The organism is Candidatus Accumulibacter necessarius (assembly GCF_036625085.1).
The window spans coordinates 31546-56098 of the sequence record NZ_JAZKUM010000002.1 but is presented as its reverse complement, the minus strand read 5'-3'; the positions used below and the strand labels follow the sequence as shown (position 1 = coordinate 56098).

The window sequence follows — 24553 nt, the reverse complement described above, 5'->3', positions numbered from 1 at the left end:
CCGGTTTGCGCAGCGAGAGGAAGGGGTCGAGATAGGGGTGCGTGCCGGCGGAGATGTTTTCGGCCGAGCGTGCTGGTAAGCGAGAAATCGAACAGCACCAGTTGCAGCTTGCCCCGGGTGCCGGCCTGCGACATGCCGATGTTGTCGGGCTTGATGTCGCGGTGGGCGACGCCTTGCTGATCGAGGTAGTCGACCGCCTGAATCAGCTCTTCACCGAAGCGTTGCAGCAGGTCGAGCGACAGGCGGGCTTCTTCGCGGATGCGGTCATGCCAAGGTCTTTTCGCCAGCCTTGTGCATGAGCAGCGCCGTCCGACCATTGACGGTGAGCGTGCGCTGCCACTCGACGATGTTCGGATGACGAGCTTGGACGAGCGCTTCGCCCTCGGCGGCAAGACGGTCATTGAGGCTGGCGTCGAGGGCGACCTTGAGGATCATCTCGTCGCTTGCTGGCGTCCTCGCGGACCAGCAGCACGTCGGCCGACGAGCCCCGGCCCATCTTGCGGATAACCGTGAAGCCGCCTTCGATGCGCTCGTCGGGTTTGGCCTCGGCCGGATCGACGGTGGCCTCGGGCTCCGGGGTGGTCAGTTCATCGACGACCTTGTCGAGGTCCTGCAGGAACTCGTCGATGCTGCCGTAGCGGCCCATCACGTCGGGATGGGTGCTGTACTGGATGAGGTCCTGCAGCTGCTTGCCGCAACCGTCCAGCACATCCGACAGCCGCAGGCCTTGGCCGATGCGCAACTTTTCGGCGAGATCGAGCACCGAGCTTGCCGGCGGCCGGCCGGAGAAGACGTGATAGGTGATCGCACCGAGGCTGAAGACGTCCAGGCTGGGGCCGTGCTGCGCCTCGGACTGCGAGGTTTCCGGGGCCAGATAGACCAGGCCGGGGTCCTCGACATACTCCTCGACGTGCATGGTGCCGCCGACCGTGCGCCGCGCCGGATCGACGCTGTCGCTGCCTCAGCGTGCCCTCGCGCGTGCCCGTCTGCCAGTTCATGATGCGCGGCCGTGGCGTTGCGCCGGCGACATCCTGAACCAGGATGCTCTGCGGGCACAGGGCGCGGTGGTAGAGGCGCTTCTGGTGGGCGTGCTTGAGGGTCTCGGCCAGGTCACGGACGATCTGCAGGCGCTGGTCTACGTTGAGCAGTTGGCCTCATCTCGCGCAGCAGGAAGTCGAGCCGGATGGCCCTGGGGTCGTGATCGAAGATCAGCGCCGGGCCGAGTTCGCTGTCCTGGTAGTCCTTGACCTTGACGATGCCCGGGTGATCGATGCCTTCGAGAATCTGGAACTCGCGCTGCGCCTGGCGAACCAGCGACTTGCGCGCATCGGCAGTGGCGGCAGCGGCGACCGTGTAGATGCGAATACGCCGGCGCACGGCCTCCATCGCGGTGTGCGTGCCTTCCCAGTCCTGGTAGGACGCCTCCTTCCGACAACAGCGCGCCGAGCTGGTAATCGGCCACCTTGCGATGCTTGTTCGAAGGCCGGATGCCGGCCTCTGCCATGGCCCGGGCGAGCACACGGGCGTGTTGATGATCGACGCGGCTGAGCTGAATCGCGCGGGCACTGGCGGTTCCGTTTTGTAGCGCGTCGATGATCCCGGTATCGGACTCGCTGTCCGGCTGACCGCGGAGATAGGTGCCCGAGCGGGCCGTGCCACCGAGTTTGCAGTCAAGGCTGGTGGCCGACAGGAAGATCAGCGGCTCGACAAAGGGCAAGCGCAGCTTCGCCTTGAATACCGATGGCTGCCGCCGCAACAGGCTGGCCAGTCGCTTCGACTTGCGGTTGGCGAGGATCAGCGGGTTGTCGTAGGCCCGTTCACGACCGTCGGTGACCCACAGCCAGGTGTGGGCGTCGCCCGTGACGACGCCGGGCCGGCTCTTGATCTCGATGAGGAAGAGACCCGCCGGCGTGAGGATCAGCGCGTCAACCTCGTTGACCTTGCCCTCCTCGTCGATGAATTCAAAGTTGGTCCAGGCGTGCCAGGGTTCGCGATCGGGAAGCTGCTTGCGCAGCCAGTCCAGTGCCTCGCGCTCCCAGGCGAACTGCGACTGGGCGACGGCCTGCCAGCGGCTGAGGCTCATGGGCATTTAGGTCGCTCCGGCAACGGCGGGTTGTCGTTTTGCTGAGGCTCGTCCGGAACGATTTCCAGCAAATCACCGAGCCCGCAGCCGAGGACCGTGCAGATTCGCTCCAGCGCGGCGAGATCGACCCGGGTCGCCCGATCGCGCGTCAATGCGGCCACCGTGCTGCGATTGACGTGCGCCAGCCGCGCCAACTCGGTCGTTTTCAGCTGGTGGCGGCGCATCAGTTCGACGAGGTGGAACGGACCATGGAATCTCAATTTATGGCGGGGTGTTGCGCAGGATAGCACGTTTTGTTGAAATGCAATGATATATCCATACATATTTGAGCGTGGATTGGAGCACGACTCGAGCCTATTCGGCGATCCACTGCCGATGAGTTGTGGCCGCCCAGCATTAAATTGTGCGTTGTAGTAAGTGACTGACGGATATTTCTATTCTCCGTCACCAAGCTGCCTCTTAACTCGCACCTTGTACTGAATGCATCCTCTGGCTCTAAGTCACAAAAGCGCGCGAACCAACATTGGACCTGGGTCTACGGGGCGGCCCGTATCCTCCGGGAAGGTGCCGTAAGCTGTCACTCAAGTTCGCTACGGCCGCTAACAGCGTGACCGGATCGCGCTGCGACGTGACGAGACTAGCGTCCATTCCAAGGGCAGAGGTCCCGCCGTCGGATTCGTCGTCGCGAAGGTCCTCTCTGCAGAGGGAGGGTTGGGACACCTTTGTCATACTAGGGGAATCGATCTTCATCGGCCTATCGGCCTATTCGCTGGTGGCGAAATCCCCCGCATTAGGTACCCATTCCCGGGGGACACCACAGCCTCGACTGCCTATCCTTCAGTCATGCGCTCATATGAGCAATACGACGCCACGGAATCGAGGTCACTGCCATGTTCACCGCCACACCGACCACTCGCCAGCAGAGCACTGCACCGCGCATTGAGGATCGTGGCGCACAGGATGTCATCGAGACGCGCCTATGGCTTGAGGAGCATGACTGGCTCTACTGCCTGTTGCGTAGCGAAGACAACCTGTCGCCAACCTTCCGCTTCCCCGATCTGATCAGCGCTTGCGTCTCGTTGGTCTTCGAGCATCACGATGCCCCTGCGCGCATCTTCCAGTTTCTCGGGACACAGTTGGTCCTTCGCTCGCCCCAAACGCCCCGCCGTCGCGAAGCGATGTGGCGGCAGCAGTATCAGTTGCTGCTGGACGTTCAACGTTCGCCCGCCAACCGGCACCCCAACCCCAAGTTCCAGCTCGACCAATTGACCACGGCCTGCGTCGCCCTGTGCCGGGCAGAGGATGACTCGGGCGCCAGCATACTGCGGCAGGCACGCCGCAACATGGCCGAACGTTCCCATCGCGGGCGCGATGCGCCGCCCGGCTGAGGCTTACGACGCCTTAACTAGCACTCCTGACTGGCATCCACCCGCTCCTGACCCGCTCGCTCACCGTTACCCTGCCCGGCTAGACGCCGGACGTACCCGAACCCGACCCTGACCGTCCGCGCACCGCCGACGGCCCAGACCTCGCTGCCCACCCCCGGTGGGTCGTTCCGGTTTCGTTGGAGAGGTGACTCATGCGTCTGCCGCTGTACTTTGCTGGTCTGGCTGCCCTGGCCTTCCTGGCGACCGCGCCCACCTGGGCGCGGGCCTGCTGGGAGGAGGCGGCCCAGCACTACGGCATCTCGGCCGACTTGCTCTATGCCGTTGCCCGGGTCGAGTCGAACCTGAACCCCCAGGCCGTCAGCCGCTCGCACCTCCAGCGCACCGGGTCCTACGACATCGGCCTCATGCAGATCAACAGCGGCCACCTGCGGACCCTGTCCCGTCACGGCATCAAGGAAGCCGAACTCTTTGATCCCTGCACCAACATCCGGGTCGGCGCATGGCTGCTGGCCGACAGCTTTTCTCGGCGGGGGGCGACGTGGGATGCCGTCGGCGCCTACAACGCGGCCTGCTCGCAACTCAAGGGCAAGGACTGCGTCGAGGCCCGCGCTCAATACGCTTGGCGGGTGTACCGCCAGTTACCCGCACAACGCAGCGCGCAGTTGGGCAAACACTTGGTTTCGACGGCAACGACGATTCCCGCCCTGATGTCGGTGAAGGTTTCGCCATGACGGCCCACTTCCTGCGCCGCGTCGCTACGCTCAGCCTCGTCGCCAGTTGTACCGCGCTCGCATCGTCGTGCAGCCTATTCCGCACGTCGGTGCCGGCCGAGCCCAAATTGGGGATGCACGCGGGGACGCCTCCGCAGTTGGCCCAGCTCGATTTCGGCCGCCGGACCAAGTTCGCGCAGTGCGTGCCCCCGGCATGCCCCACCCGCACCCCCAAGACGCTCGCGCCGGAAACGCCCAGCCAGCCGATCGGGCGCGAAGACGCAGTCCCCCCGGCCGAATCCGTCGCCCCCGCACCCTTGGCGCAAGACCCTGCGACGGAGGCGGAAAGCTCGCGCACGGTCATCGTGCAGTTCGGCCTGGGCAGCGCAATGCTGAGCTCCGCCGCGCGTTTGCAACTAAACCGGGCCACGGGCGACCTTCTCCACGTGCCCCGCATCACGATCACCGGCCGCACCGACAGCACCGGGCCGTTGGCTTTCAATGAATCGCTGGCCTTCGCCCGCGCCATCGCGGTTCGCGACCACCTGCGCAAGACGCATCCGACGCTGGCCGCCACGCTGACGCTGCAGGCTCGCGGGGCGTGCTGCTTCATCGCGTCGAACGAGACCCTGGCCGGCCGCACGCAGCACCGGCGGGCCGAGGTGGTCTTTCAGATGAGCGGCGGGGACCTGCCATGACGCCGCGCCGGTCGCCCGCTCACATCCCAGTTCTTCACCCGTCGAGCGCTCGCGCTCCCACCCGCAGGCGCATCCCTACGCTCACCCGCCTTCCCACCCCTATCCCACTTTCAACGCTCCATTCATGCCCGGAGGTTTTCATGAACACTGCAGTGCTTGTCTCTTCCCCCCGCGTTGCCACACGCAAACCGATGACCGTCGCGATGCTGCTGGCGATGATCGTCATCGGCCTCGGCACCACCTTTCCCGGCTACGCCCTGGACCTCGTCGCCTTCACCGGGATCACCGGGCCGCTCACCTCGGCCCTGACGCAGATCGCCGCGCTCGGACCGGGAATCAAGGCCCTGGTCGGATTCGTCGGTTTCGTGGTCGCGCTCATCTCGCTTTCCGCGCTACGCAACTTCGGCCCGGTCCTGTTCTATGTGGGCCTCGCCATCTTCGCCGCCGTGGGTCTCGTGATTGCCGGCGCAATCATGGGCGCAGTGGTCTGAACCAGCGGCATCGACACCCAGGAGACCGATATGCAAGCGGACACCTATATCCCGCGGCGTCTCGATGACCAATGGAAGATCGGCTTCTGGGATGTCGATGTCGCCGCGCCGATCCTGTTCATGTTCTTCGTCGGCTACCTGTCCGGCAGCAGGCTGTCCTTCGCCGTCTGCATGGCGATGGGCATCTTCGTCTCGCGCTGGATTTCGCGCCTCAAGGCGGACAAGCACCCGGCCTTCGCCATCCACTGGCTGTACTGGCATCTACCCGCCAGTCCGATGACCACCATGCGCGCGACGCCGCCGTCGCACATCCGCCGCATGGTCGGCTAAGCAGGGAGAAAGCCCATGGACTTCGAACGACTCAACGGCGACATCAAGGAGATGCGGCGCCGCAATCGCGGGCTGGGCCTGGCGGTCGGCGCGCTCGCTGCCGGCCAGATTCTCGCCCTGGTGGTGATCCTCAACCTGCTCGGGACGGTGCGCACCGTGGTCGTACCGCCCTCGCTCAACAAAACCTTCTGGGTCACCCGTGACCAGGCCAGCAACGAATACCTCGAGCAGATGGGCAGTTTCATCGCCTGGCTGGTTCTCGACGTGACGCCGGCTTCGATCGACTGGAAGAAGGACATCCTGCTCGGCTACGTCGAGCCCGACCAGTACGGCCCGCTCAGGACACGGCAGGAAGTGGAGGCCGAACGCTTGAAGCGCATCAACGCCGCCACCGTGTTCGCGCCCCAGCAACTGGTGCCCAGCGAAGAAGGCCAGAGCATCGTCATCCGCGGCCGCCTGCGCACCCTGGTCAACGGCTTCGAGACCGCCAACGACCTCAAGGCCTATCGGGTCGAGTTCAGCTACGCCGGTGCGCGCATGCATTTGAAGAGTTTCAAGGAGATACCCAATGCCGGCAACTGAACCAACCCAAGCCCGATCCCCGCATCGGTTCGTCCTTGTGCCTCGGCACGGATGGGCGATGAGTGCCGCCATCGCCGCAACGGCCGCCATCGCCACCTTGACGGCCGTGCCCGCCCACGCGCTGCAGATCGTCGAGGCCAGCGACGGCGTGTCGGTCGAAGCCATCGTGTCGATCAAGGAGCCGACCCGCATCCGCATCGACGGGGCGCCGATCACCGACGTGTTCGGCAACATCCATTCGAGTCATTGCGGCGCGGCGACGGCCCTTCCCGCCACGCCGGGCATGAGCAGCACAGCGCCCGGCAGCGGCATCAGTTCGGCGATCAATCCGGCCGGTGAGATCGTGCTGGAGTGCGACCGCGACAAGGGCGAAATCTACGTTCGCCCGGTCGGCGATTCCGTGAAACCGATCAACCTGTTCGTCTCCTCGGCGAGCACCACCTACACACTGCTATTGCGCCGTGCGGACACGCCCGCCGACACCATCGTCATTCGCGACAAGACGCCCAGGGCATTGAAGCCAGCTACAGCGGCCCAGGCCGGAGCCGGACCGGCACCCAACCCGATCCGCGCGATGAAGGCGCTGCTGGTGGCGATGGCTACGGACCGGGTGCCGCCCGACGTCCGGGTCGAAGAGACCCATCGCTCGGTCCCCCTGTGGATCGAGGCGCGCTTCTCGCTGGTGCGTCAGTACGAAGGACGCGGCCTGATCGGCGAGAAGTACCTGCTGCAGAACGTCAGCAATGCCCCCATGGTGCTGGCCGAACCGGAGTTCGATCGCGAGGCCGGCGGCGTCGCCGGCGTCAGTATCGAGCAGCACAACCTGCGCCCCGGCGAGAGCACCAGCGTCTACGTGATCCGCCGAGGAGAGGCGCCATGACTATGCCGCAGCAGCCCTTCCAGTCACTGCGCGGCCTGCCGCAACGCCTGTCGCAGCACGTGTTGCAGCAGCTCTCCCCGCGGCAGCGCCAATACGCCATGCTCAGCGCTTTGTTGGCCGGCGGCGTCGGGCTGCTCTGGCTGATCTTCGCCTTCACCGGCAACAGTCCGAAGACCGGCGCCGCCCAAGCGTCCGCCGGGCAACCGAGTGCGGTCACCAACATCGGCGTGATGCCGCCCGGCGGCCAGGTCAATCCGGTGGATCAATGGGTCGGCACGGCCGGACGCAAGCTCGCCCAGTACGAGAACGAACGTGAAGAGCAAGGACGGCTCAACAAGAACGCCCAAGCCTTCGAAGCGAAGACCATGCAGCGCTTCGCGGACCTGGAACAGCGGCTCACCTCGGCTCAGCAAGCGGCCGCCACCCCGGCGGCGCCCACCCCCGTCGCGACCACGCCGACCGCCATGCCGCCGGCGGCCGGCCTGCCCCCCGCCCCGCCGCCTTCCAAAGGGTCGCCCGCCGGCGCGATGCCCAGCGGCACCCCAGGCGACGCCTTGCTCTCGACGCCGCTGGCGGCGCCGCAGCCCGCGATCACGCGCATCACCGTCGCGGACCGATCCCGCACCGGCACCGGCGCGCCGGTCGCGAACACCGGTGTCAATGCGGACCCGGCCTCGGGCAGCACTTCGCAAGCTGTTGCCCGGACCGTCTCCACCTTCCTGCCGGTGAGTTTTACCCGCGGCACGCTGCTGGGCGGGCTGGATGCGCCGACCGGCGGCCAGTCCCAGTCCAATCCCCACCCGGTCCTGATCCGCCTTTCGGACAACTCGGTCCTGCCCAACCGCTTTCGCGCCGAATACCGCGAGTGCTTCGTGATCGCGGCCGGCTACGGCGACATCAGTTCCGAGCGCGCCTACCTGCGCACCGAGAGCCTGTCCTGCGTACGGGCCGACGGTGCCACGCTGGAAGTGAAGATCCAGGGCAGCGTCTATGGCGAGGACGGCAAGGTCGGCATGCGCGGGCGGCTGGTCACCAAGCAGGGCCAGATGCTCGCCAATGCGCTGCTGGCCGGCGTGGTCAGCGGCATCGGCCAGGGTCTGGCTACCTCATCGACGGAATACAGCACCTCGGCGCTGGGCACGGTCGCCAGCGCCTCCGGTGCCGAGGCCTACCGCGCCGGTCTCGGCAGCGGCGTCGGCAAGGCCCTGGACCGGCTGGCCCAGTACTACATCAAGCTCGCCGAGAACACCTTCCCGGTCATCGAGGTGGATGCCGGCCGCGAAGTCGACGTGGTGATCACCAAGGGCGTGCGCATCGACGTCCCTATGGCGGGCGACCCGTCTTCCGCGCGCCTCGCCCACTCCCCGAACTCCCCCGAAACCCGCTATCTGGAGACCTCCGACGATGGCAACTACTGAACCCCTGCGCCGGCCCCGGCGCGTGCTCGTCGCGGCCTTGAGCGCGACACTGCTTGGTGCGTGCGTCTGCGCCGACGCCGCCACGCCGGACGAGAAGCGCCTGCTGGCGGTCTTGCAGAAAGGCCATCCGGGCACACACTTCACCGAGGTCACCCGCTCGCCCATCGGCGGCCTCTATGAAGTCTGGATGAACGGCAACGTGGCCTACGTCTCGGCCAGCAACCCGCGCTACTTCCTCTTCGGCCGCCTGTTCGATACCGCGACCCTGCGCGACATCACGGGCCCGAAACTGGCGCAGGCCAACAGTGCGAATGCCGCCCGAGGATCGGCCCCGGAAACCGCGCGCACGGCGGCGGCCCCCGTCCGCTTCGATCAACTGCCATTCGCCGATGCGATCAAGACGGTACGCGGCAACGGCCAACGCAAGGTAGCCGTCTTCAGCGATCCCAACTGCTCCTACTGCAAACAGTTGGAACCCGAACTGGCCAGTCTCGACAGCACAACCATCTACACCTTTCTCCTACCTTTCCAGGGCGAGGCAAAACCGATCGCCATCTGGTGCGCGGCAGATCGCGCAGAAGCCTGGCAGCGCCTGATGCTCCACGGCGACGACAGTATGCTCAAGACCGATGCCGCCTGCGACCACCCGATCGCCCGCAACCTGGCACTGGCCCACCAACTCGGCGTCCAGGGCACGCCCACCCTGATCTGGGCGGACGGCAGCCGCACCGAGGGCTTCGTGGGACGTGCGGTGCTGGAAGCACGGCTCGCGCAGATCTCTTCACCAACGACGCCGCAAGCCACCGCGGAGCAGCAGCCATGAAGACGCTCGCGCTGCGCATCGGCACCCTCGGTCTGCTGCTCCCCTTGGGCGCCTGCATGAACATGTCCGGACTGGGCGGCGATTCGAAATACGCCTGCAAGGCCCCCGAGGGCGTCGCCTGCGACTCGGTGTCGGGCACCTACGCCAACGCCGTCCACAACAACCTGCCCAGCCAACGGACCAAACGGTCGGCCGCCCCGCGAAAAGAGGCATCCGAAGCGAATCCGCCCCAATCGGCCCGGCCCACCCCATCGTCAGTAGCCACCGGCAATGCCGACACGGCGGTCACTCCCAGCCCCTTGCGCTCCCAGGCCCGCCTGCTGCGCTTGTGGATCAAGCCTTGGGAAGACGCCGATAGCGATCTCTACGACCAGGGCTACGTCTATGTGCAGGTGGACAACGGCCAGTGGCTGATCGACCACGTGCAGCGCCAGATCCGCGACGCCTATGCGCCACTCAAGGCGCCACCCAAGTCAGCAACGGAAACCACCGGCGAGCCGAACGCCGGCACCAACGCGCCGGCCGCGCCGATCTTGCCCCAACGCCCCCCGTTCGCCGGGCCCAATGCCAACCGTACGCAGTGAGGTCGCCATGAACGCCCCCCACAGCAATCCCCCGCTCGGCCCCCATCGCGACCGCATGCAGACGCAGCGCTTCCCCTTCGCCCAGCCCGTGGATACGCCGGCCGAGCAGTTCGCCAACTGGCTGCCCTACTCCGCCTATCTCGCCCCCGAAAAAATCTTCGTCAACCGCGACAGCATGGGCGTCATGCTCGAACTCATGCCCCAGTCGGGCGCCGACGAGCGCATGGCGGAAGTCCTGGTCTCGCTCTATGCCAACTGCCCGCCCGGCACAGGCATCCAGTTCCACCTGTTCGGCTCGCCCCAGGTGCGCACCCAGTTGCGCCACTACGCCAACCTGCGGGTCGAGGACGAGGATCAGGCGGAGCAGGCCAAGCAATGGGGCCGGCCGGCCCGCAACGGGAACCTGTTCAGGAAACTCGCCCGCCAGCGTGTCGGCCACCTGCTGCAAGGCGCGCAGAAGTCGCTCACCGCCGGCTTCCACTACACGATCCGGGATTTCCGCTTGATGCTGAGCGTCGCTTTTCCCGGCGACCCCGAGGATCTGAACAAGCGCGACGAGTTGATGGCGCTGCGCGATTCCCTGTCGTCCACCCTGCGCTCGGCCTCGCTCCCCAACCGCGTCTGCGATGCCGCCGACCTGATCAACTGGTGCGCCCTTTTCACCAACCCCGACCGTATCTCCCAGACCGATGCGCCGGACCTGCACTACGACGATGGCCGCGAACTGCGCGACCAGATCGTCGACTTCGACACCATCCAGGACCCGCACCCCAGCGGCCTCACCCTGTGGAAGGAAGCCAGCCCCGACGTGCTGGAGGCGCGCTTCTTCTCGATCAAGAGTTTCCCTGAACGCTTCGCGCTGTGGCAGATGGGCTCCCTCATCGGCGACCTGATGCAGCCGGCCTTGCAGTACAGCGCGCCTTTTCTGCTCACGCTGGGCGTGCAGGTCCTGGACCCCAACGTCACCAAGTCGGTGGTCACCGCCAACCATGTGCGGGCAACGCAGAACGCCAAGTCGAAGATGGCCGACGTGATGCCGGACGTGAATAAGAAGCTCCAGGACTGGACGGCGGCGGCGGATGCCATCGACACCGGCGGCAGCCTGGTGAGCCTGTATCACCAGTTGGCGCTGTTCACCGGCCCGAACAAGGCGGTCGCCGCCCACGAAGCGGCCAATGCCATCTGGCGCGGGCGCGGCTTCCAGTTGAACGCCGATGCCTACATGCACCGCCAGGCGCTGCTGGCGAGCCTCCCCATGACGCTGACCGAGAAGTTCCACCGGGACTTGGTCAAGATGCGGCGGGTCACGCGCAAGACCATGGCCAATGCCATCCACATGGCGCCGCTGATCGCCGAGTGGCGCGGCACGCGCACCCCCGCCCTGGTCTTCGGCGGCCGGCGCGGGCAGCTGATGACCCTGGACATCTTCGACAACGATCTCGGCAACTACAACTTCGCCATCATCGGCGCGCCGGGCTCGGGCAAGTCGGTGCTGATGAACGAGATGGCCTGGTCCTACCGCGCCATCGGCGCCAAGGTCTGGATGCTCGACCTCGGCCGCAGTTTCGAGAAGCTGTGCCGCAAGGCCCAGGGCACCTACATCGAATTCCGCCCCGACGTGGACATCTGCCTCAATCCCTTCACCCACATCGTCGACATCAACGAAGACATCGACATGCTGGTGCCCGGCATCGCCAAGATGTGCTCGATGCAGCACACCCTGGAGGAAGTCCAGTACAAGGCCATCTCGGCCATGGTGTTGAAGCTTTGGCGGGAATACGGCAACGAGCTACGCATCACCGGCCTGCGCGACGCCTTCAAGGGCGGAACCATCGAAGAACTGGGCGTGGTGGGCGACCAGCGCATCAAGGACCTCGCCATCATGCTCAACCCCTACGCCAAGGGCGGGCAGTACGAGCGCTTTTTCGAGGGCAAGAACAACGTCGATTTTTCCAACGACTTCATCGTCATCGAGAACGAGGAGTTGAAGCGCCGCCCCGACCTGCACGCGGTGGTCAACATCCTGCTGCTGCACCGGATCACCGGCGAGATGTACCTGACCCGCAACCGGCGCAAAGTGCTGTTTGTCGACGAGCTGAAGCAGCAACTGGGCGACATCGGCGCCGACGATCCGGTCAAGGCCGCCGTGATCGAGGAAGCCGCCCGGCGTGCCCGCAAGTACGGCGGCGCACTCGGCACCGCGACCCAGAGCGCCGACGACTACTACGGCTCGGCGCAGATGGAAGCAGCCTTCAACTGCTCGGACTGGGTCTTCCTGCTGCGGCAGAAACCGGAGTCCATCGAGATGCTCGACCGCAAGGGCCGGCTCACCATGGACGAACCGAAGAAGCGCCTCCTGAACTCGCTACGCACCGAGGCCGGCGTGTTCTCCGAGGTGTACATCTCCTCCCCCGTCGGCGAAGGCGTCGCCCGCAACATCCTCGATCCGGCCACCCACCTGCTGTTCTCCAACAAGTTGGAAGACAACGCGCCCATCGATGAACTGCGTGCCCTGGGCCTGTCCATCGACGAGGCGATCGGCGAGTTGCTGCGCCGCCGGGGGCACACGGTATGAAGACCACCGTTCCCCAATGGCTCGCCCACGGCCTGGTCACCCTGTTCGTCGTGGCCGCCGCGCTCACGGCCTACGACCGCCTGGTGCTAAGGCCGGCTCTGGTCATCGGCGTGGTCGATGTGGCCGAGGTCTACCGCGCCAAGGAAGCCGAGTTCACCCAGATCCTCACCAAGGCAAGTTCGGAGGAAGACCGCCAGAAGGCGCTCGTCATGGCCCGGGCCTTCGCCCAGCGCCTGCCGCTCGCGCTCGATGAGTTGCCGCGGGAATGCAACTGCCTGGTGATCCTCAGGACCGCCGTGGCAGGACCGACGCCGAACACCGTCGACCTGACGGCGCAGCTGCGCAGAAAGGTGGCCGCGCCATGAACCCCGAACCGGTCCAACAGGCGAGTCCAAGTGGCGCGCGGGCCGCGTCCAGACCCGGCAAAGGGCGGCGAGTCGTCAAACATTTTGCCGATTTCCTGCGCCATGTGCGCCGGCGCTGGTATCTCTACCTGCCGATCTTGGCGATCTGGGGCTTGGCCTATGCCCGGCTTTTCATCGATGCGACGCCGCGGCTGCCCGTGCTCTTCAACTGGACGCCGAGCCTGCCGTATCGCATCGCCTGGCTAGAGCACGGCCCCCACCCCCTGCGGCGTGGCGACTTCATCGTCTTCTCTTTCGATGGTGAGGCGAAGGCGCGTTACCCGGGGCTGCGCGGCCAGCCCTTCTTCAAGATCGTGCGGGGCTTGCCGGGCGATGCCGTGACTGTCGCCGGTCGGCACGTGGCGATCAACGGCGAGGAGGTCGGCGTGGCCAAGATGCAGGCTTACGACCATAGTCCGCTGGTACCGATTACGCCCACCGTCATCCCGCCCGGGCACTACTACGTGCAGGGCACCAGCCCCGACTCCTTCGATTCGCGCTACCAGGACAGCGGCCTGGTACGGGCCGAGCAGGTGGTCGGTGTCGTGGTTCCGCTGTACTGAAAGGCGCGCCATGACCAAGGCCCTTCTCCTCCTCGCGCTGCTCGGCCTCTTGACCCAGCCGGCCGCCCGGGGCCAGTCCAGTCCGGCCCGCGGGCCGATCCACGGAACGCCGACGACGCCAGGGATCAATGACATGCCGCTGGCCGACTATCTCGGCCTCCTGCGGCAAATCGCCCCCGCCGCCGAGGCGGGGACCAAAGACTATCTCGCCGCTTTCGAGCGGCGCTGCGGCCGGGCACTCACCGCGACCGAGTTGCGCCAAGCGATGTCGGACGGTGACGGCGATCCGGTGCTGATGGGACTGATCCGCGCCAGCCACCTGCGTGATACCGCCGCCCGCGAACGACTCGCCGGACAGGTCCGCTGCCCGGCCAGGGGGGCTCGATGAAACGCTGCATCGTGTCCGCTCCCCTGGTGCTCGGTCTGATGCTGGGCGCAACTGGCGCACGGGCCATGGACCTGGGCGTCATCGGGCCGACCTACGAGATCAGCGAACCCCATCTGCTCCAGATGATCGAGCAGCGCCTGCGCGCGAAGGAACGCAGCGGCGAACTCGGGCGCCTTGAAGCGCAAGTCCGGGAACGGGGCATCGCGACCGTGAAGAATCCGCCGCCGGTCACCGGCCTGCGTGCGACCGAAACGGTGCGGACCTTCTACTTCGACCCGAGCTTCACGCTGGATCGCAACATCCTCGGCCCACAGGGAGAATTGCTGTTTGCCGCCGGCACGCGCAAGAACCCGCTGGAGGTGGTGTCGCTGTCCCGGCACCTGCTGTTCTTCGATGCCCGCGACCCGAGTCAGGTTGGCCGCGCCCGGCAGTTGATCGCCCTCTACCAGGGCCGGGTGAAGCCGATCCTGGTCGGCGGCGCCTACCTGGACCTGATGCAGTCCTGGCACCTCCCGGTCTACTACGACCAGCAGGGACTGCTCACCCGCCGCTTGGGCATCACCCAGGTGCCGGCGCTGGTGTCGCAGGAAGGGCTGCGGCTGCGTATCGACGAATTGGCGGTGTCCCCATGAATGCCCATCGCGGCCTCGTTCCTTTCCTGCTCGCCGCCGTGATCGCCTGCGCGGTCGGCCCCAGCCTCGCCGCCGGTGCGGCCACCTGCACCGGCAAGTTTCCCAATCCGATCACCGATATCTGCTGGTCCTGCATCCTGCCGATCAGCATCGGCAGTGCGCGCATCGCCAACTTCGGCGACCAGGAGGACACCGACAACCCATCGAGTCCGGTCTGCAGCTGCGGCGTCAATCCGGTCATCGGACTCTCCATCGGCTTCTGGGAGCCGGCACGGCATGTCGAGGCGGTGCGCAAACCCTTCTGCCTGGTATCGCTCGGCGGCATCGATCTCGATCCCGGCATTCCGGCGCCGGAAGCGGCGCGCTTCACCCGCCCGGAAGGCGATGGCGACGGCGGCAGCTTCTACCAGGCGCACTTCTACGTGAACCCGGTGATGTATTGGCTGGACGTGGTGACCGATTTCCCCTGCCTGGAAAAGGGCTCCTTCGATCTGGCCTACCTCACCGAGGTTGATCCCCTGTGGGCCGACGACGAACTCACCCTGATCCTCAATCCGGACGCCGTGCTCTTCGCCAATCCGGTCGCCATTGCCGCCTGTGCTGCCGACTGCGTCGCCGCCTCGGTCGGCTTCGGCCTCAAGGAGCTTTTCTGGTGCGCCGGCTGCCAGGGTGGCATCTACCCACTCGACGGCCACGTGCCTTACCACCTGGGCGGCGTTCGCACGGCTGCGCTGATGGCCCAGCGCCTGACTGCCAAGATGCACCGCGAACTGATCGCCTGGGGCTGGCACGGCACGCCCGGCCTGTGCGGGCCGTATTTCGAGCCGGTCATGGACAAGACCGCCTACAAGACCCAACTCACCTATCCGATCCCCAACACCGACAAGGAGGCCGGCCGCTGCTGCCAGCCCTTCGGCCGCACTACCGTGCTCTGGGGCGCCGGCAAGGAATACCCGGTGCGCGGCGAGGACTTCGCCTTCATGTTATTTCGCAAGAGGAACTGCTGTGTGGGCTTCTGATCTCCATCCTTCTGCCCGAGCCCTCGGCCTCGCCGCCGCGCTTGTGGCGAGCGCGCAGGTCCTGGCGCAAAACCCGCCGGTCATCACCGACGCGGACATCGAACTGGTCCGCCGCGAAATGCCAACCGTCACCGACCAGGACATCGACGCGGCGCGGCGGAAGTACGGCATGCCCAGCGATGCCGAACTGCGGTCCGCGCCGGTGCCGACCCGCCCCAACGTCGAGGCGCTGCCCCAGCCCCTCAGCCGCACGCCGATCAACCTCGAGGCGCTGGCGCGGGGCTATGCATCGCAATCCGACGCGATGGCTCTGGCGCAGGGGCTGGCGACTGGGCCCGGGTTGTTGGTGTTCGTCAGCCTGTCCATGCCCCGGCCCACGTTGCAACGCCTGGTCGACCAGGCCGCGCGTGCCAAGGCTTCGATCGTCCTCCGAGGCTTCGCCAACGGCTCGCTGCGCGACACCGTCGCCCAGGTGCAGGGCCTGATCGGTTCCCGCCAGGTGGCCGTGCAGATCGATCCCCTGGCCTTCGACCGCTACGCCGTCACCCGGGTACCGACCTTCGTGCTGGTGCGCGATGGCATCCGCCCGGTTGCCTGCGCCAGCGGCAGTTGTGCGCCGGCCGACAGGTTCCTGCGGACCGCCGGCGACGTGAGCCTGGACTACGCGCTGGAACACATGCAGCGCTCGGCACCCCGGTTCGGCCCACCCGCCGACACCTTCCTGAAACGGATCAAGGGATAGGAGGCCACGATGCGCCGCTGGGTCACCTGGATCACGCTCGTCTGCTTCATCACGACGCAGACCGCCGCCGTCGCCGGTCCGTTCGAGGAAGGCACCACCGCCGGCCAAGCGGCCAATCCCGTTATCCGGGGGACGGTGAACACGCCGAGTGCATCGAGTGCCGTGCCGGGCTACACCACGACGCCACCGGAAACCACCTACTACGGCCAGCCCAGCCTGTCGGGGGCGGCCAATGCCCGCCTGGCCGCCTGCGCCGCCAGCACCGATGATCCCGTCTGCCAGGCGCAGCGCGGTGCCGTGACTTCGGCCAACACGCCGCGCGCCTCGGTCTCGGCCTACGACCCAGCCGTCGCCGCCGCCCGCGATATCGCAGGCAATCCGTCGAGCGTGCTGGGCAGTCTCGCCGACTATTATTCGGGTTGCACCACCGCCGAGGTCACTACGCCCGCGGGCACTACCACCAAGGTCTGCAACCGTTACAGCGGTGTCGGCAACTACACCACCCGGCGCGACCTCACGGTCCAGGTCGAACTGCTGCCCAGTTGTGCCGATGGCACCTGGTTCGCCCATGGCCAGGTCAACCGTAACGGCATGGACTACATGATTGCGGAAGCGCAATGCCGCATCCGCGCCGACGGGCTGCAGCGTTTCCGCTTCTACGCCGCCGGTGGCATGGGCGCCTGCATCGGCTGGCAGGCCCTAGACCTGCCGACGGCGCCCGCCACCCAGGCCGCCTACGTCACCGACCTGTCGCCCCATTGGCAAGGCTACTGCTGGAGCCCCTTCAAGGTCGTGATGATGCCTGGCTCGGGCTGCACCGCCGGAAATTGCAACTACACCTTCCAGTTCGGCACGCCGGTCTATGCCTGTCCCAGCGGCACGGTGAGCGGCGAAATCTTGATGGGTTATTACGCAGGGCCTGCCGATCAATGCTTCACGGTCACGGCCCCCGATGCCGATGCGGGCTGCCCGGTCGGCAGCACGGCGATTTACGACGACAGCGGGATGCATTGCGCCGTACCCGCCGGGGCAGCTACGCTGACCGGCGCCTCCGGCTGGAGCCTGCCCTTGTCGTTCGTGCAGCCGACCATGGAGCAGCACGAGACGGATGTTTGGGTCGACAGGAGCGCCTCGCTGACGGAGGGCGGCCGCTGCACCGTGACCACCGCCGACCGCTGCGTCGACGGCCCCGCCACCAAGACCATCGACGGCCGGGCTGTCACGCGCGCCTGCTGGTCCTATGAGCGTACCCTGACCTGCGCCGCCGGCGCACCGGTGGACGAGTGCGCCCCACTGGCGAGCAGCGGTTGCACCCCGGCGACCAGCACCTGCAAGCAGATGAATGCGGCGACCGGGTTGTGCGAGATCACCCAGGACACCTACACCTGCCCGGTCTCCGCCCAAACTGCCACCACCGCCTCGAACTGCCCCGCCAACGTCTATTGCCTGGGCTCGATCTGCTTCAACACCAGCTACACCAACGACGCCGACTTCGCCCGTTCGATGTCGCTGATGGAAGCCGCGCGGGAAGCGGGCGTCTACCTCGACACCACCAACATGCAAGTGTTCAAGGGCGAATCCAACAAATGCCGGGACCGGCTCTTCAAGAACTGCTGCTCTTCCGACTCGGCCGGCGCCGGCATGACCAACCAGAGCCTGTTCGGTACGGGTTCGCGACTGGTCTATGACGTGCTGATGAACGCCGACAACCGCGAGTTCCTCTACCAGGGCATGCAGGCGCTGCTGATGAGCGGCGGCTTTTCCGGCAGCTTCACGACCTATGGCGTCACCGTCGCCATCAATGGCACGGCACTGCCGGCTGGCTCGGCCGTTCTCTACTCCGGTGAGAATCTGGTGATCGCCTTCGATCCCTGGTCGCTCGCCATTGCGGTAGTGATCTACATCGTCATGTCGTTGTCGTCCTGCAATGAGGAGGAAGGCAAGCTCGCCATGAAGGAAGGGGCCGGCCTGTGCCATAGCGTCGGGACCTATTGTTCGTCGTGTATCCGCATCCTCGGCGCCTGTGTCGCCTGCATCGAGCACACGACCGGCAAGTGCTGCTTCAATAGCAAACTCGCCCGCATCGTCAATGAGCAGGGCCGCGTGCAAGTCGGCAAGGGCTGGGGCTCGGGCCAGAGCCCCGATTGCTCGGGTTTCAGCATTGCGCAACTCCAAAGCCTGGACTTCGCGGCCATGGACCTCTCTGAGTTCTATGCCTCCATCGTCCCGACGCTGCCCAGTGTCGGAACGATCCAGGGCAGCAACGCCTCGCGCCTCACCACCTGCTACTACGGACAGGGGAGATGTCAATGAGGCCAATGAAGCTTGTCTATACCGCTGCGCTGCTCGTCGCATTCGTGTTGCCCGTCTTCGCCGACGACGTGCTCCGCACGCCGGTGCCCGATGCGCGCCCGCTGATGCTGGCCGCCCTCCAGGCGACCGACGGGCAGGCCCACGGCGTCCTCACCGGCGAGATGGCCGATGCGATCACGCGGCGCTTCGGTGCCACCTCGCCGATCTTCATCGACGTAACGACCGAGAAGCACTACGCCCAACCGGGTTGCTGCCGGCTGAAAGTCACGTTCTGGCAGGACGGGGTTCTTCTGCCCGGCGCGACGACTCCACGCCGGCAGATGATCGACTTCGGCATCAACTACTGCCTCGACGGCCGGCCGCCGCAATCCCTGAAGTAGAGCCGATATGAAGCGCTTTGCGTTCCCCACACCCGTTCGCTCGCTGCTGGCGCTGGCCTCGATGCTGGGCGCCTGCGCCGCGTCGGCCCAGGATGCTCAGGACACCGTTTCGCGCTACTGGTCCGACCGTTGGCGCGGTTGGCATTTCTATGAAGACCCCGTGCCCAGGGAGCGTGAACGCCCGATGCTGCCGGACAAAGCCGCACCCACTGCGCCACCCGCTCAGCCATTGCGAGCGCCGGAACTGGTCGAGTTCGAACGCCTGCAGAAGACGCTGGAGGACACCCGCAACATCGCCATCATGCGGCCGACCGAGGCGAACGTGCGCCGCTACATGGAACTGGAATCCCAAGTGGTCGCGCGTGCCTCCTATTTCGCCGACGTGGCGCAGCGGGTCGCCTGGGCCACGCCGGCACTCGATCCGACGCTGCAAGGCCGGCCGGTCAACGCCAAGGCGCTGGAGGTGTTCGAGCAGACCGAGTTGGTGGATCGCTCCCGTTCGATCGCCGAACTGGGCAAGGACCACGTGCTGTTCTTCTTCTACCGCTCGGACTGCCCGTACTGCCACGCCTTCGCACCGACCCTGGCGGCCTTCCAGGCGCGCCACGGCATCCAGATCGTGGCCATCAGCGTGGATGGCGGCCCGATGCCGGGTTTCCCCAACGCGCGCCCGGACAACGGCATCGCCACGACACTGAAGGTCGCCCAGGTACCCGCCGTCTTCCTGGCGCAGCCCTACACCGGGAAGATCACGCCGATCGGCTTCGGCGTGCTCTCGGAATCCCAGTTACTAGAACGCATCGCCATCGTGTCTGGCCCGCAGGCCGAGGCCATGCTGCCCGGTACGACGCAACGTCTCGCCCTGCCCCAGGAGATCCCATGAACCACCTCGACCATCCCCCGTTGCGGCGCACCACCGCCGCGCTGCTGGCCTTGCTGCTGGTGATCTCGCCGCTGCCGCTGCGCGCCGGCGACCTGAACACGGAGGTCAATGACATGTTCAACAACCTGGGCGCCATCGGCAACTACACGGCCCCCGGTGCCTTCCGCGGCCAGACCTTCAATACCTACACCGGCGGCAACCTGATGATGCGCTCGCCCAACAAGGTCTATCAGCTCGCGGCCATCCAGTTCCCCAGCGCCAAGGCGGGCTGCGGTGGCATCGACGTCTTCGGCGGCAGCTTCAGCCACATCTCGGCGACCGAGTTCAAGAACATGCTGAAGAACATCACGGCCGCCCTACCCGGCATTGCCTTCCAGTTGGCGCTCGAAGCGGTCTCACCCCTCTTGGGCGGACTCACCAAGTGGGCCAAGGGGCTGGAGACCTGGATCAACAACGCCCGCATCAACTCCTGCGAAACCGCGAAGGCGATCGTGAGTACGGCCGCCGAATCCGTCGGCTACAGCTCGCAGGAAACCTGCGCCGACTTGGCCGTCGAGATGGGCCTGGAGAGCGACCGGGATGCGGCGCGCCGGCGTTGTGGCTCCGACCGGCCCAGCATCTTGGCGTCGGCACGTTCGTCCAGCGATCCGAACGTGAAGAACAAGGCCCCCTTCGTCGGCAACCTCACCTGGAAAGCGCTGCAGTACACGGGTTCCTACCTCGACGATCAGGAGCGCGAGCTGATCATGAGCCTGGTCGGCACCATCATCTACTACCCGGAGGAATCGGCGCGCGACCCCGAGCCGATCGCACCCACCCTCACGTCGATCAGCCAGCTGTTGTACGGCCAGAGTGCAGCGAGCGGCACGGATGTCATCCAGCACGTGCTGAAGTGCAACGACTACACCAACTGCGATGTGGTCACCCTGAACACCGGGTACACCCACACCCCCTTCACGGCCAAGGTCGAGGCCATGATGCGCTCCATCGCCGAGAAGATCACGACGCGCACCGCCATCCCCAACAATTCGACCGAGGTCGGCTTCGTGAATCAGACCACCGAACCGGTCTACAAGATGCTGTCGATCGGCACCAGCATCCCAGGGTCAGGCCTCGCCGACAGCCTGATCGCCCAGTACCGCGACGTGATCGCCGCCGACTACGCCTACGTCTTCCTCGAACGCAACCTACGTCTTGGGATGGCCGCCCTGGACAAGAACTACACGCTGCAGCAGACGCAACGTGACCAGGCCAACCAGATCCGCCAGCGCGCGCAGGCCATGCTCATGCAATTGTCACAGGAGAAGAACCTGCTCTACCAGAAAGTGGGTTCCTTCCGGGCGGTGGCTAGCCACCTGGAACAACTCGAACGCCAACTGCGCTCCAGCATGCCCCAGCACGTGATGGACATGCTCGGCCAGCAGGCCGCTTATCTGGCGCAGTAACGCCGACGCCATTGCGCGACAGGAGGGAGTGCCGTGTGGGAAATCTACGCTTACCAGAATGCCGACAGCCTGTTCGGTGTCTTCAATGCCGCCGCCGCAATCCATGCGTCGGGCGACTATGCGGCGGCGGTGGCCGCCGTGGCCTTCTGCGGCTTCGTCGCCGCCCTGATCGCCTACGCTTTCGCCCCCGAGAAACTGCAGGGCTGGAAGTGGCTGGGCACGGTGGTGCTGGTCTTCTCGGTGCTGATCGTACCCAAGGTCACCATCGGGATCGTGGACAAGACCGGCGGCTCCGCGGTCAAGGTGGTCGACAACGTGCCCTTCGGGGTCGCCGTGCTGGGCAGCCTCACGAGCACCATCGGCAACACGTTGGCCGGGCTTTTCGAGACGGCTTTCCAGGTCATCCCGGGCGCGGGGGCACTCCCGGCTGAGCTGAGCTACCAGCAAAACGGCCTGATGTTCGGCAATCGCCTGATTCGCGAGACCGGCAACGTGGTGTTCCAGGATCCGGCCTTCCGCACCGACCTCATCAACTTCATCCACAACTGCACCACCTACGACCTGATCGACGGCACCCTCGATCCGGCAGTCTTTTCCGCCTCGGATGATGTCTGGCCGCTGATGGCGTCGCCTAATCCGGCGCGCTTTTCCACGCTGACCGCCGCGGGTGGCAGCGTCGGGGTCGACACCTGCCCCAACGTTTACCAGAGCCTCAATGGGCGACTGCCGGCGCAGATCACCCGCATTCAGGGGCGGCTCGCCTTCCAGCTCAACCCGACCTTGCCGGGAGCCGCAGCTGCGGCGGCCATCGCTGGGCAGATTCAGCAGGCCTATCTCAAAAACAGCATCGCCACCGCCGCGGCCACGGCGGCCGACCTCATCCGGCAGAACGCCATGCTCAATGCGATCGAGGACACCAGCAAGATCGTCGGTCAGAAGGTCAATGATCCGGCGGCCATGGTGCTGGCGGTGGGCCGGGCCCAGGCGGTGGCCCAGCAGAACGCAACCTGGCTCAACTACGGCAAGGTGGCCGAGCAGGCCCTGCCGGTTTTCCGCAACGTGGTCGAGGCGGTGACCTATGCGATGTTCCCGTTGTTCGTGCTGCTGCTCCTGCTCACCAGCGGCCGCGAGACGATGTTGGCCTTCAAGGGCTATGCGGCCGTGCTCATCTGGATCCAGCTTTGGCCGCCGCTCTACGCCATCCTCAATTACATGGCTTCGATCTACGCGGCTTACGATCTGGCGGCCGCGGCGGACCTGGGCACCGGCACCAAGGCGCTGGCCCTGCAGACCGCCTCGACGATCTACTCACGGGCGATCTCGGGCGAGGCCGTCGTCGGCTACCTCGCGATCAGCATTCCCTTCATCGCTTGGGCGGCCTTGAAGCGCATGGAGAATTTCGGGACGGCCCTGGTCGGTGGACTGTCGGGCCTGCAGGCGATGATCTCGGGTGGAACGTCGGCCGCGACCGTCGGCAACGTTTCCATGGGGAACGTGGGGATGGATCAGATGCAACTGGCGCCCAACCGCACCTCGGCTTTCATGGGCAGTTGGCAAAACGATCTGAGCGGGAACACGTTCTCGTCGAATGCGCTGACCGGGCGAACCGCCGTCAGCCTGCTGCGCAACCAGGGGTTTGCGTCCCGGATGGTCTCGATGCGCGTATCCGAACAGGACGTAACCCAGGCCAGTCGGCAAGCTGACGCCGCGCGCAACGAGGCTGTCGCCGCCAGCACTGAGCGCTCGGCCATCTTGTCGGACGCATTCACTCGTGGCCTAACCAAAGTTCGTTCATCGCGCAGCAGCAGTGGCTCTACGTCCAGCAGCTTCGAGCAGATGGGCGAAACACTGAACAGGCTTGATCAGATGTCAAAGAGTGTGGCCGACAGCACCGGACTATCGCAATCTCAAGTTGCCAGTATCGCGTTCGGCGCCGCTGGCCACTTGGGATTAAACGCTGGCGCAGTTGGAGGCCGCCTGAACGCCAGCGCGGACAAGAGTTACCTGTCTGGCTTATCGGCCCAGGAACAAAAGGTCTTGGGCAGCATGAGCAGCGAACAGTTGGCGGAGTTCAAACAGTTCGGCGACAGGGTGTCGCGCGATGCCAGCTTCATGAGCATGATCGCCAACGATTCCCGCGAAGCACACGACATGACTGCCCGGCTTACCTCTACGCATACACGATCGGAGCGCGCCGAGGCGAGCCTCGCTGAACGTACGGCCTTCGCTGAACGCGTGTCGGCAGCCCACGAGAAGGGAGAAGCCATCTCCATCGACATCGCTCAGGACCCTCACAACCTGGAGATGTTTATGCGCTACGCGGAGCAATACGGCGGCAGCAGCGCCGCAGCACATACCTTGATGGAGTCGGAATTGGCGCGACAGTCTCTTCGCCCGAATCGGGTGTTCTCCGACGGTACCGCACTGCCAGCCTCCTTTGGAGACATTCGGGAGCAACATGAGCCTCAGCAGGGTGATGCCGCGCTGATGCCCGACATCGCCGGCCTGCATCAATCCAACCGAGAACAGACCTCACGGTTTGGGAACGTCAAGCCGTCGCAGGGAACCGCTCCCACGGTTTCGCCCATTCGAGACGAGATTCGTACCCACGGGGATCAAATCCGTGCCGGTGCAGAATCGAGCCGTGCAGACTTCGACGCCAAGGCGGAGATCATCAAGACCGATGACGGAACGCTTGCATCGAAGAAATCTCTCCTGGTGCAGTCAGGCAAGCAGGTCGGTAAGGACGCCGCAGCGACACTCGGCAATGCCAAAGAGGTAGTGAAGGACTTGTTGCGAAAGTAGTCAGCCAAGTCTATCCGGGTCGAACATGTGCTTGTCGGGTTCAGCTTCAGACGGCTTCATGAACGGTGGGTGGCCTTTGTCGCGCCAGTAGTTCGCGGCCAAATCCTTCGGCGTAGTGCCCATCCCAGGGAGTGGATTTTCCTCCCATTCGAGAGGCCGCCCCTTCCTGCCAATGCTAGCCAGAGCGCCGCCAATGGGCGCTCCGAAAAGCGCACCGACTCCCATCATCACAAGGCGGGTTCCCCAATCGCTGTTCGTAGCAGAGATCAAGCCGATCAGCGCGCCCAGCGCGATGAAAACCATGAAGATGAGTTTTCTCATTTCTGCCTCCTGGATTCAGCCTAACGCTGATGGCGTAGGTTGCAAGCGTATGGCCGGCTACCCAGCCAACATTTCCACCACCAAGACCCGCCGCCC

The 24553-nt window shown here is 65.6% G+C and carries 27 protein-coding genes and 1 pseudogene; 22 read left to right on the top strand and 6 right to left on the bottom strand.

The features are described from left to right. Window positions 1-116 precede the first annotated feature (116 nt). From V5B44_RS04470 to V5B44_RS04450, 5 genes and pseudogenes are all read right to left on the bottom strand, one after another. Window positions 117-317 (bottom strand): annotated as a pseudogene (locus V5B44_RS04470) (protein kinase domain-containing protein); the annotation flags it as partial. Beyond that, entirely contained in the window at window positions 265-435 is a 171-nt protein-coding gene (locus V5B44_RS04465) for a hypothetical protein (protein WP_332357939.1), read from the bottom strand. The pseudogene V5B44_RS04470 and the gene V5B44_RS04465, both read right to left, overlap by 53 nt. After that, complete coding sequence (locus tag V5B44_RS04460; RefSeq protein WP_332357938.1) at window positions 398-916, bottom strand: hypothetical protein; 519 nt, start codon at window positions 914-916, stop codon at window positions 398-400. Before V5B44_RS04460 ends, V5B44_RS04465 begins: the two co-directional genes overlap by 38 nt. Before the next feature lie 219 nt (window positions 917-1135). After that, complete coding sequence (locus V5B44_RS04455; RefSeq protein ID WP_332357937.1) at window positions 1136-2089, bottom strand: NERD domain-containing protein; 954 nt, start codon at window positions 2087-2089, stop codon at window positions 1136-1138. After that, window positions 2080-2406: a helix-turn-helix domain-containing protein gene (locus V5B44_RS04450; RefSeq protein WP_332357936.1), complete on the bottom strand. Its 327-nt coding sequence runs from the start codon at window positions 2404-2406 to the stop codon at window positions 2080-2082. The genes V5B44_RS04455 and V5B44_RS04450 overlap by 10 nt, the downstream gene beginning before the upstream one ends. A gap of 567 nt (window positions 2407-2973) precedes the next feature. Here V5B44_RS04450 and V5B44_RS04445 point away from each other — a divergent pair. The 22 genes from V5B44_RS04445 to V5B44_RS04340 all read left to right on the top strand — a co-directional run bounded on the left by V5B44_RS04445 (window position 2974) and on the right by V5B44_RS04340 (window position 24136). Continuing rightward, on the top strand, window positions 2974-3471 hold the full coding sequence (locus tag V5B44_RS04445) for a hypothetical protein (RefSeq protein ID WP_332357935.1): 498 nt from the start codon (window positions 2974-2976) through the stop codon (window positions 3469-3471). A gap of 191 nt (window positions 3472-3662) precedes the next feature. After that, window positions 3663-4202, top strand: a complete 540-nt coding sequence (locus V5B44_RS04440; protein WP_332357934.1) for a lytic transglycosylase domain-containing protein — start codon at window positions 3663-3665, stop codon at window positions 4200-4202. Continuing rightward, window positions 4199-4879, top strand: a complete 681-nt coding sequence (locus V5B44_RS04435) for an OmpA family protein (RefSeq protein ID WP_332357933.1) — start codon at window positions 4199-4201, stop codon at window positions 4877-4879. The genes V5B44_RS04440 and V5B44_RS04435 overlap by 4 nt, the downstream gene beginning before the upstream one ends. Before the next feature lie 140 nt (window positions 4880-5019). Then, complete coding sequence (locus V5B44_RS04430; protein WP_332357932.1) at window positions 5020-5370, top strand: hypothetical protein; 351 nt, start codon at window positions 5020-5022, stop codon at window positions 5368-5370. A gap of 30 nt (window positions 5371-5400) precedes the next feature. Next, complete coding sequence (gene traL / locus V5B44_RS04425) at window positions 5401-5700, top strand: type IV conjugative transfer system protein TraL (RefSeq protein ID WP_332357931.1); 300 nt, start codon at window positions 5401-5403, stop codon at window positions 5698-5700. 15 nt (window positions 5701-5715) lie between these two features. Continuing rightward, a complete protein-coding gene (gene traE, locus V5B44_RS04420) occupies window positions 5716-6282 on the top strand; it encodes a type IV conjugative transfer system protein TraE (protein WP_332357930.1) in 567 nt (188 codons plus the stop codon). Continuing rightward, window positions 6269-7162, top strand: coding sequence for a type-F conjugative transfer system secretin TraK (locus V5B44_RS04415; protein WP_434735405.1), 894 nt, complete (start codon window positions 6269-6271; stop codon window positions 7160-7162). The genes traE and V5B44_RS04415 overlap by 14 nt, the downstream gene beginning before the upstream one ends. Then, window positions 7159-8580: a TrbI/VirB10 family protein gene (locus tag V5B44_RS04410; RefSeq protein ID WP_434735404.1), complete on the top strand. Its 1422-nt coding sequence runs from the start codon at window positions 7159-7161 to the stop codon at window positions 8578-8580. The genes V5B44_RS04415 and V5B44_RS04410 overlap by 4 nt, the downstream gene beginning before the upstream one ends. Further along, the gene (locus tag V5B44_RS04405; protein ID WP_332357928.1) at window positions 8567-9403 is read left to right on the top strand and encodes a DsbC family protein; all 837 of its coding nucleotides are present in this window, start codon (window positions 8567-8569) and stop codon (window positions 9401-9403) included. Before V5B44_RS04410 ends, V5B44_RS04405 begins: the two co-directional genes overlap by 14 nt. Beyond that, window positions 9400-9987 carry a TraV family lipoprotein gene (locus V5B44_RS04400; protein ID WP_332357927.1) on the top strand — a complete coding sequence of 196 codons (588 nt, stop codon included), beginning with the start codon at window positions 9400-9402 and terminating at the stop codon, window positions 9985-9987. Before V5B44_RS04405 ends, V5B44_RS04400 begins: the two co-directional genes overlap by 4 nt. Before the next feature lie 55 nt (window positions 9988-10042). Beyond that, entirely contained in the window at window positions 10043-12562 is a 2520-nt protein-coding gene (gene traC, locus V5B44_RS04395) for a type IV secretion system protein TraC (RefSeq protein ID WP_332358550.1), read from the top strand. Beyond that, window positions 12559-12927 carry a hypothetical protein gene (locus V5B44_RS04390; RefSeq protein WP_332357926.1) on the top strand — a complete coding sequence of 123 codons (369 nt, stop codon included), beginning with the start codon at window positions 12559-12561 and terminating at the stop codon, window positions 12925-12927. Before traC ends, V5B44_RS04390 begins: the two co-directional genes overlap by 4 nt. Next, on the top strand, window positions 12924-13529 hold the full coding sequence (gene traF, locus V5B44_RS04385) for a conjugative transfer signal peptidase TraF (protein WP_332357925.1): 606 nt from the start codon (window positions 12924-12926) through the stop codon (window positions 13527-13529). Before V5B44_RS04390 ends, traF (V5B44_RS04385) begins: the two co-directional genes overlap by 4 nt. 10 nt (window positions 13530-13539) lie before the next feature. Next, on the top strand, window positions 13540-13917 hold the full coding sequence (locus V5B44_RS04380) for a hypothetical protein (RefSeq protein ID WP_332357924.1): 378 nt from the start codon (window positions 13540-13542) through the stop codon (window positions 13915-13917). Then, the gene (gene traW, locus V5B44_RS04375) at window positions 13914-14549 is read left to right on the top strand and encodes a type-F conjugative transfer system protein TraW (RefSeq protein WP_332357923.1); all 636 of its coding nucleotides are present in this window, start codon (window positions 13914-13916) and stop codon (window positions 14547-14549) included. The genes V5B44_RS04380 and traW overlap by 4 nt, the downstream gene beginning before the upstream one ends. Beyond that, window positions 14546-15568 (top strand): conjugal transfer pilus assembly protein TraU, encoded by a 1023-nt coding sequence (gene traU, locus V5B44_RS04370; RefSeq protein WP_332357922.1) that lies wholly within the window; start codon window positions 14546-14548, stop codon window positions 15566-15568. The genes traW and traU overlap by 4 nt, the downstream gene beginning before the upstream one ends. Beyond that, entirely contained in the window at window positions 15555-16310 is a 756-nt protein-coding gene (gene trbC / locus V5B44_RS04365) for a type-F conjugative transfer system pilin assembly protein TrbC (protein ID WP_332357921.1), read from the top strand. Before traU ends, trbC begins: the two co-directional genes overlap by 14 nt. A 9-nt stretch (window positions 16311-16319) precedes the next feature. Then, window positions 16320-18623: a type-F conjugative transfer system mating-pair stabilization protein TraN gene (traN, locus tag V5B44_RS04360; RefSeq protein WP_332357920.1), complete on the top strand. Its 2304-nt coding sequence runs from the start codon at window positions 16320-16322 to the stop codon at window positions 18621-18623. A gap of 5 nt (window positions 18624-18628) precedes the next feature. Then, window positions 18629-19003, top strand: coding sequence for a hypothetical protein (locus V5B44_RS04355; protein ID WP_332357919.1), 375 nt, complete (start codon window positions 18629-18631; stop codon window positions 19001-19003). 61 nt (window positions 19004-19064) lie between these two features. Then, the gene (gene traF, locus V5B44_RS04350) at window positions 19065-19886 is read left to right on the top strand and encodes a conjugal transfer protein TraF (RefSeq protein WP_332358549.1); all 822 of its coding nucleotides are present in this window, start codon (window positions 19065-19067) and stop codon (window positions 19884-19886) included. Further along, window positions 19883-21331 carry a conjugal transfer protein TraH gene (locus V5B44_RS04345; RefSeq protein WP_332357918.1) on the top strand — a complete coding sequence of 483 codons (1449 nt, stop codon included), beginning with the start codon at window positions 19883-19885 and terminating at the stop codon, window positions 21329-21331. Before traF (V5B44_RS04350) ends, V5B44_RS04345 begins: the two co-directional genes overlap by 4 nt. A 33-nt stretch (window positions 21332-21364) precedes the next feature. Continuing rightward, window positions 21365-24136: a conjugal transfer protein TraG N-terminal domain-containing protein gene (locus V5B44_RS04340; RefSeq protein WP_332357917.1), complete on the top strand. Its 2772-nt coding sequence runs from the start codon at window positions 21365-21367 to the stop codon at window positions 24134-24136. Here the strand turns inward: V5B44_RS04340 and V5B44_RS04335 are convergent, their stop codons facing one another. Further along, window positions 24137-24457: a hypothetical protein gene (locus V5B44_RS04335; RefSeq protein ID WP_332357916.1), complete on the bottom strand. Its 321-nt coding sequence runs from the start codon at window positions 24455-24457 to the stop codon at window positions 24137-24139. Window positions 24458-24553: the final 96 nt, after the last annotated feature.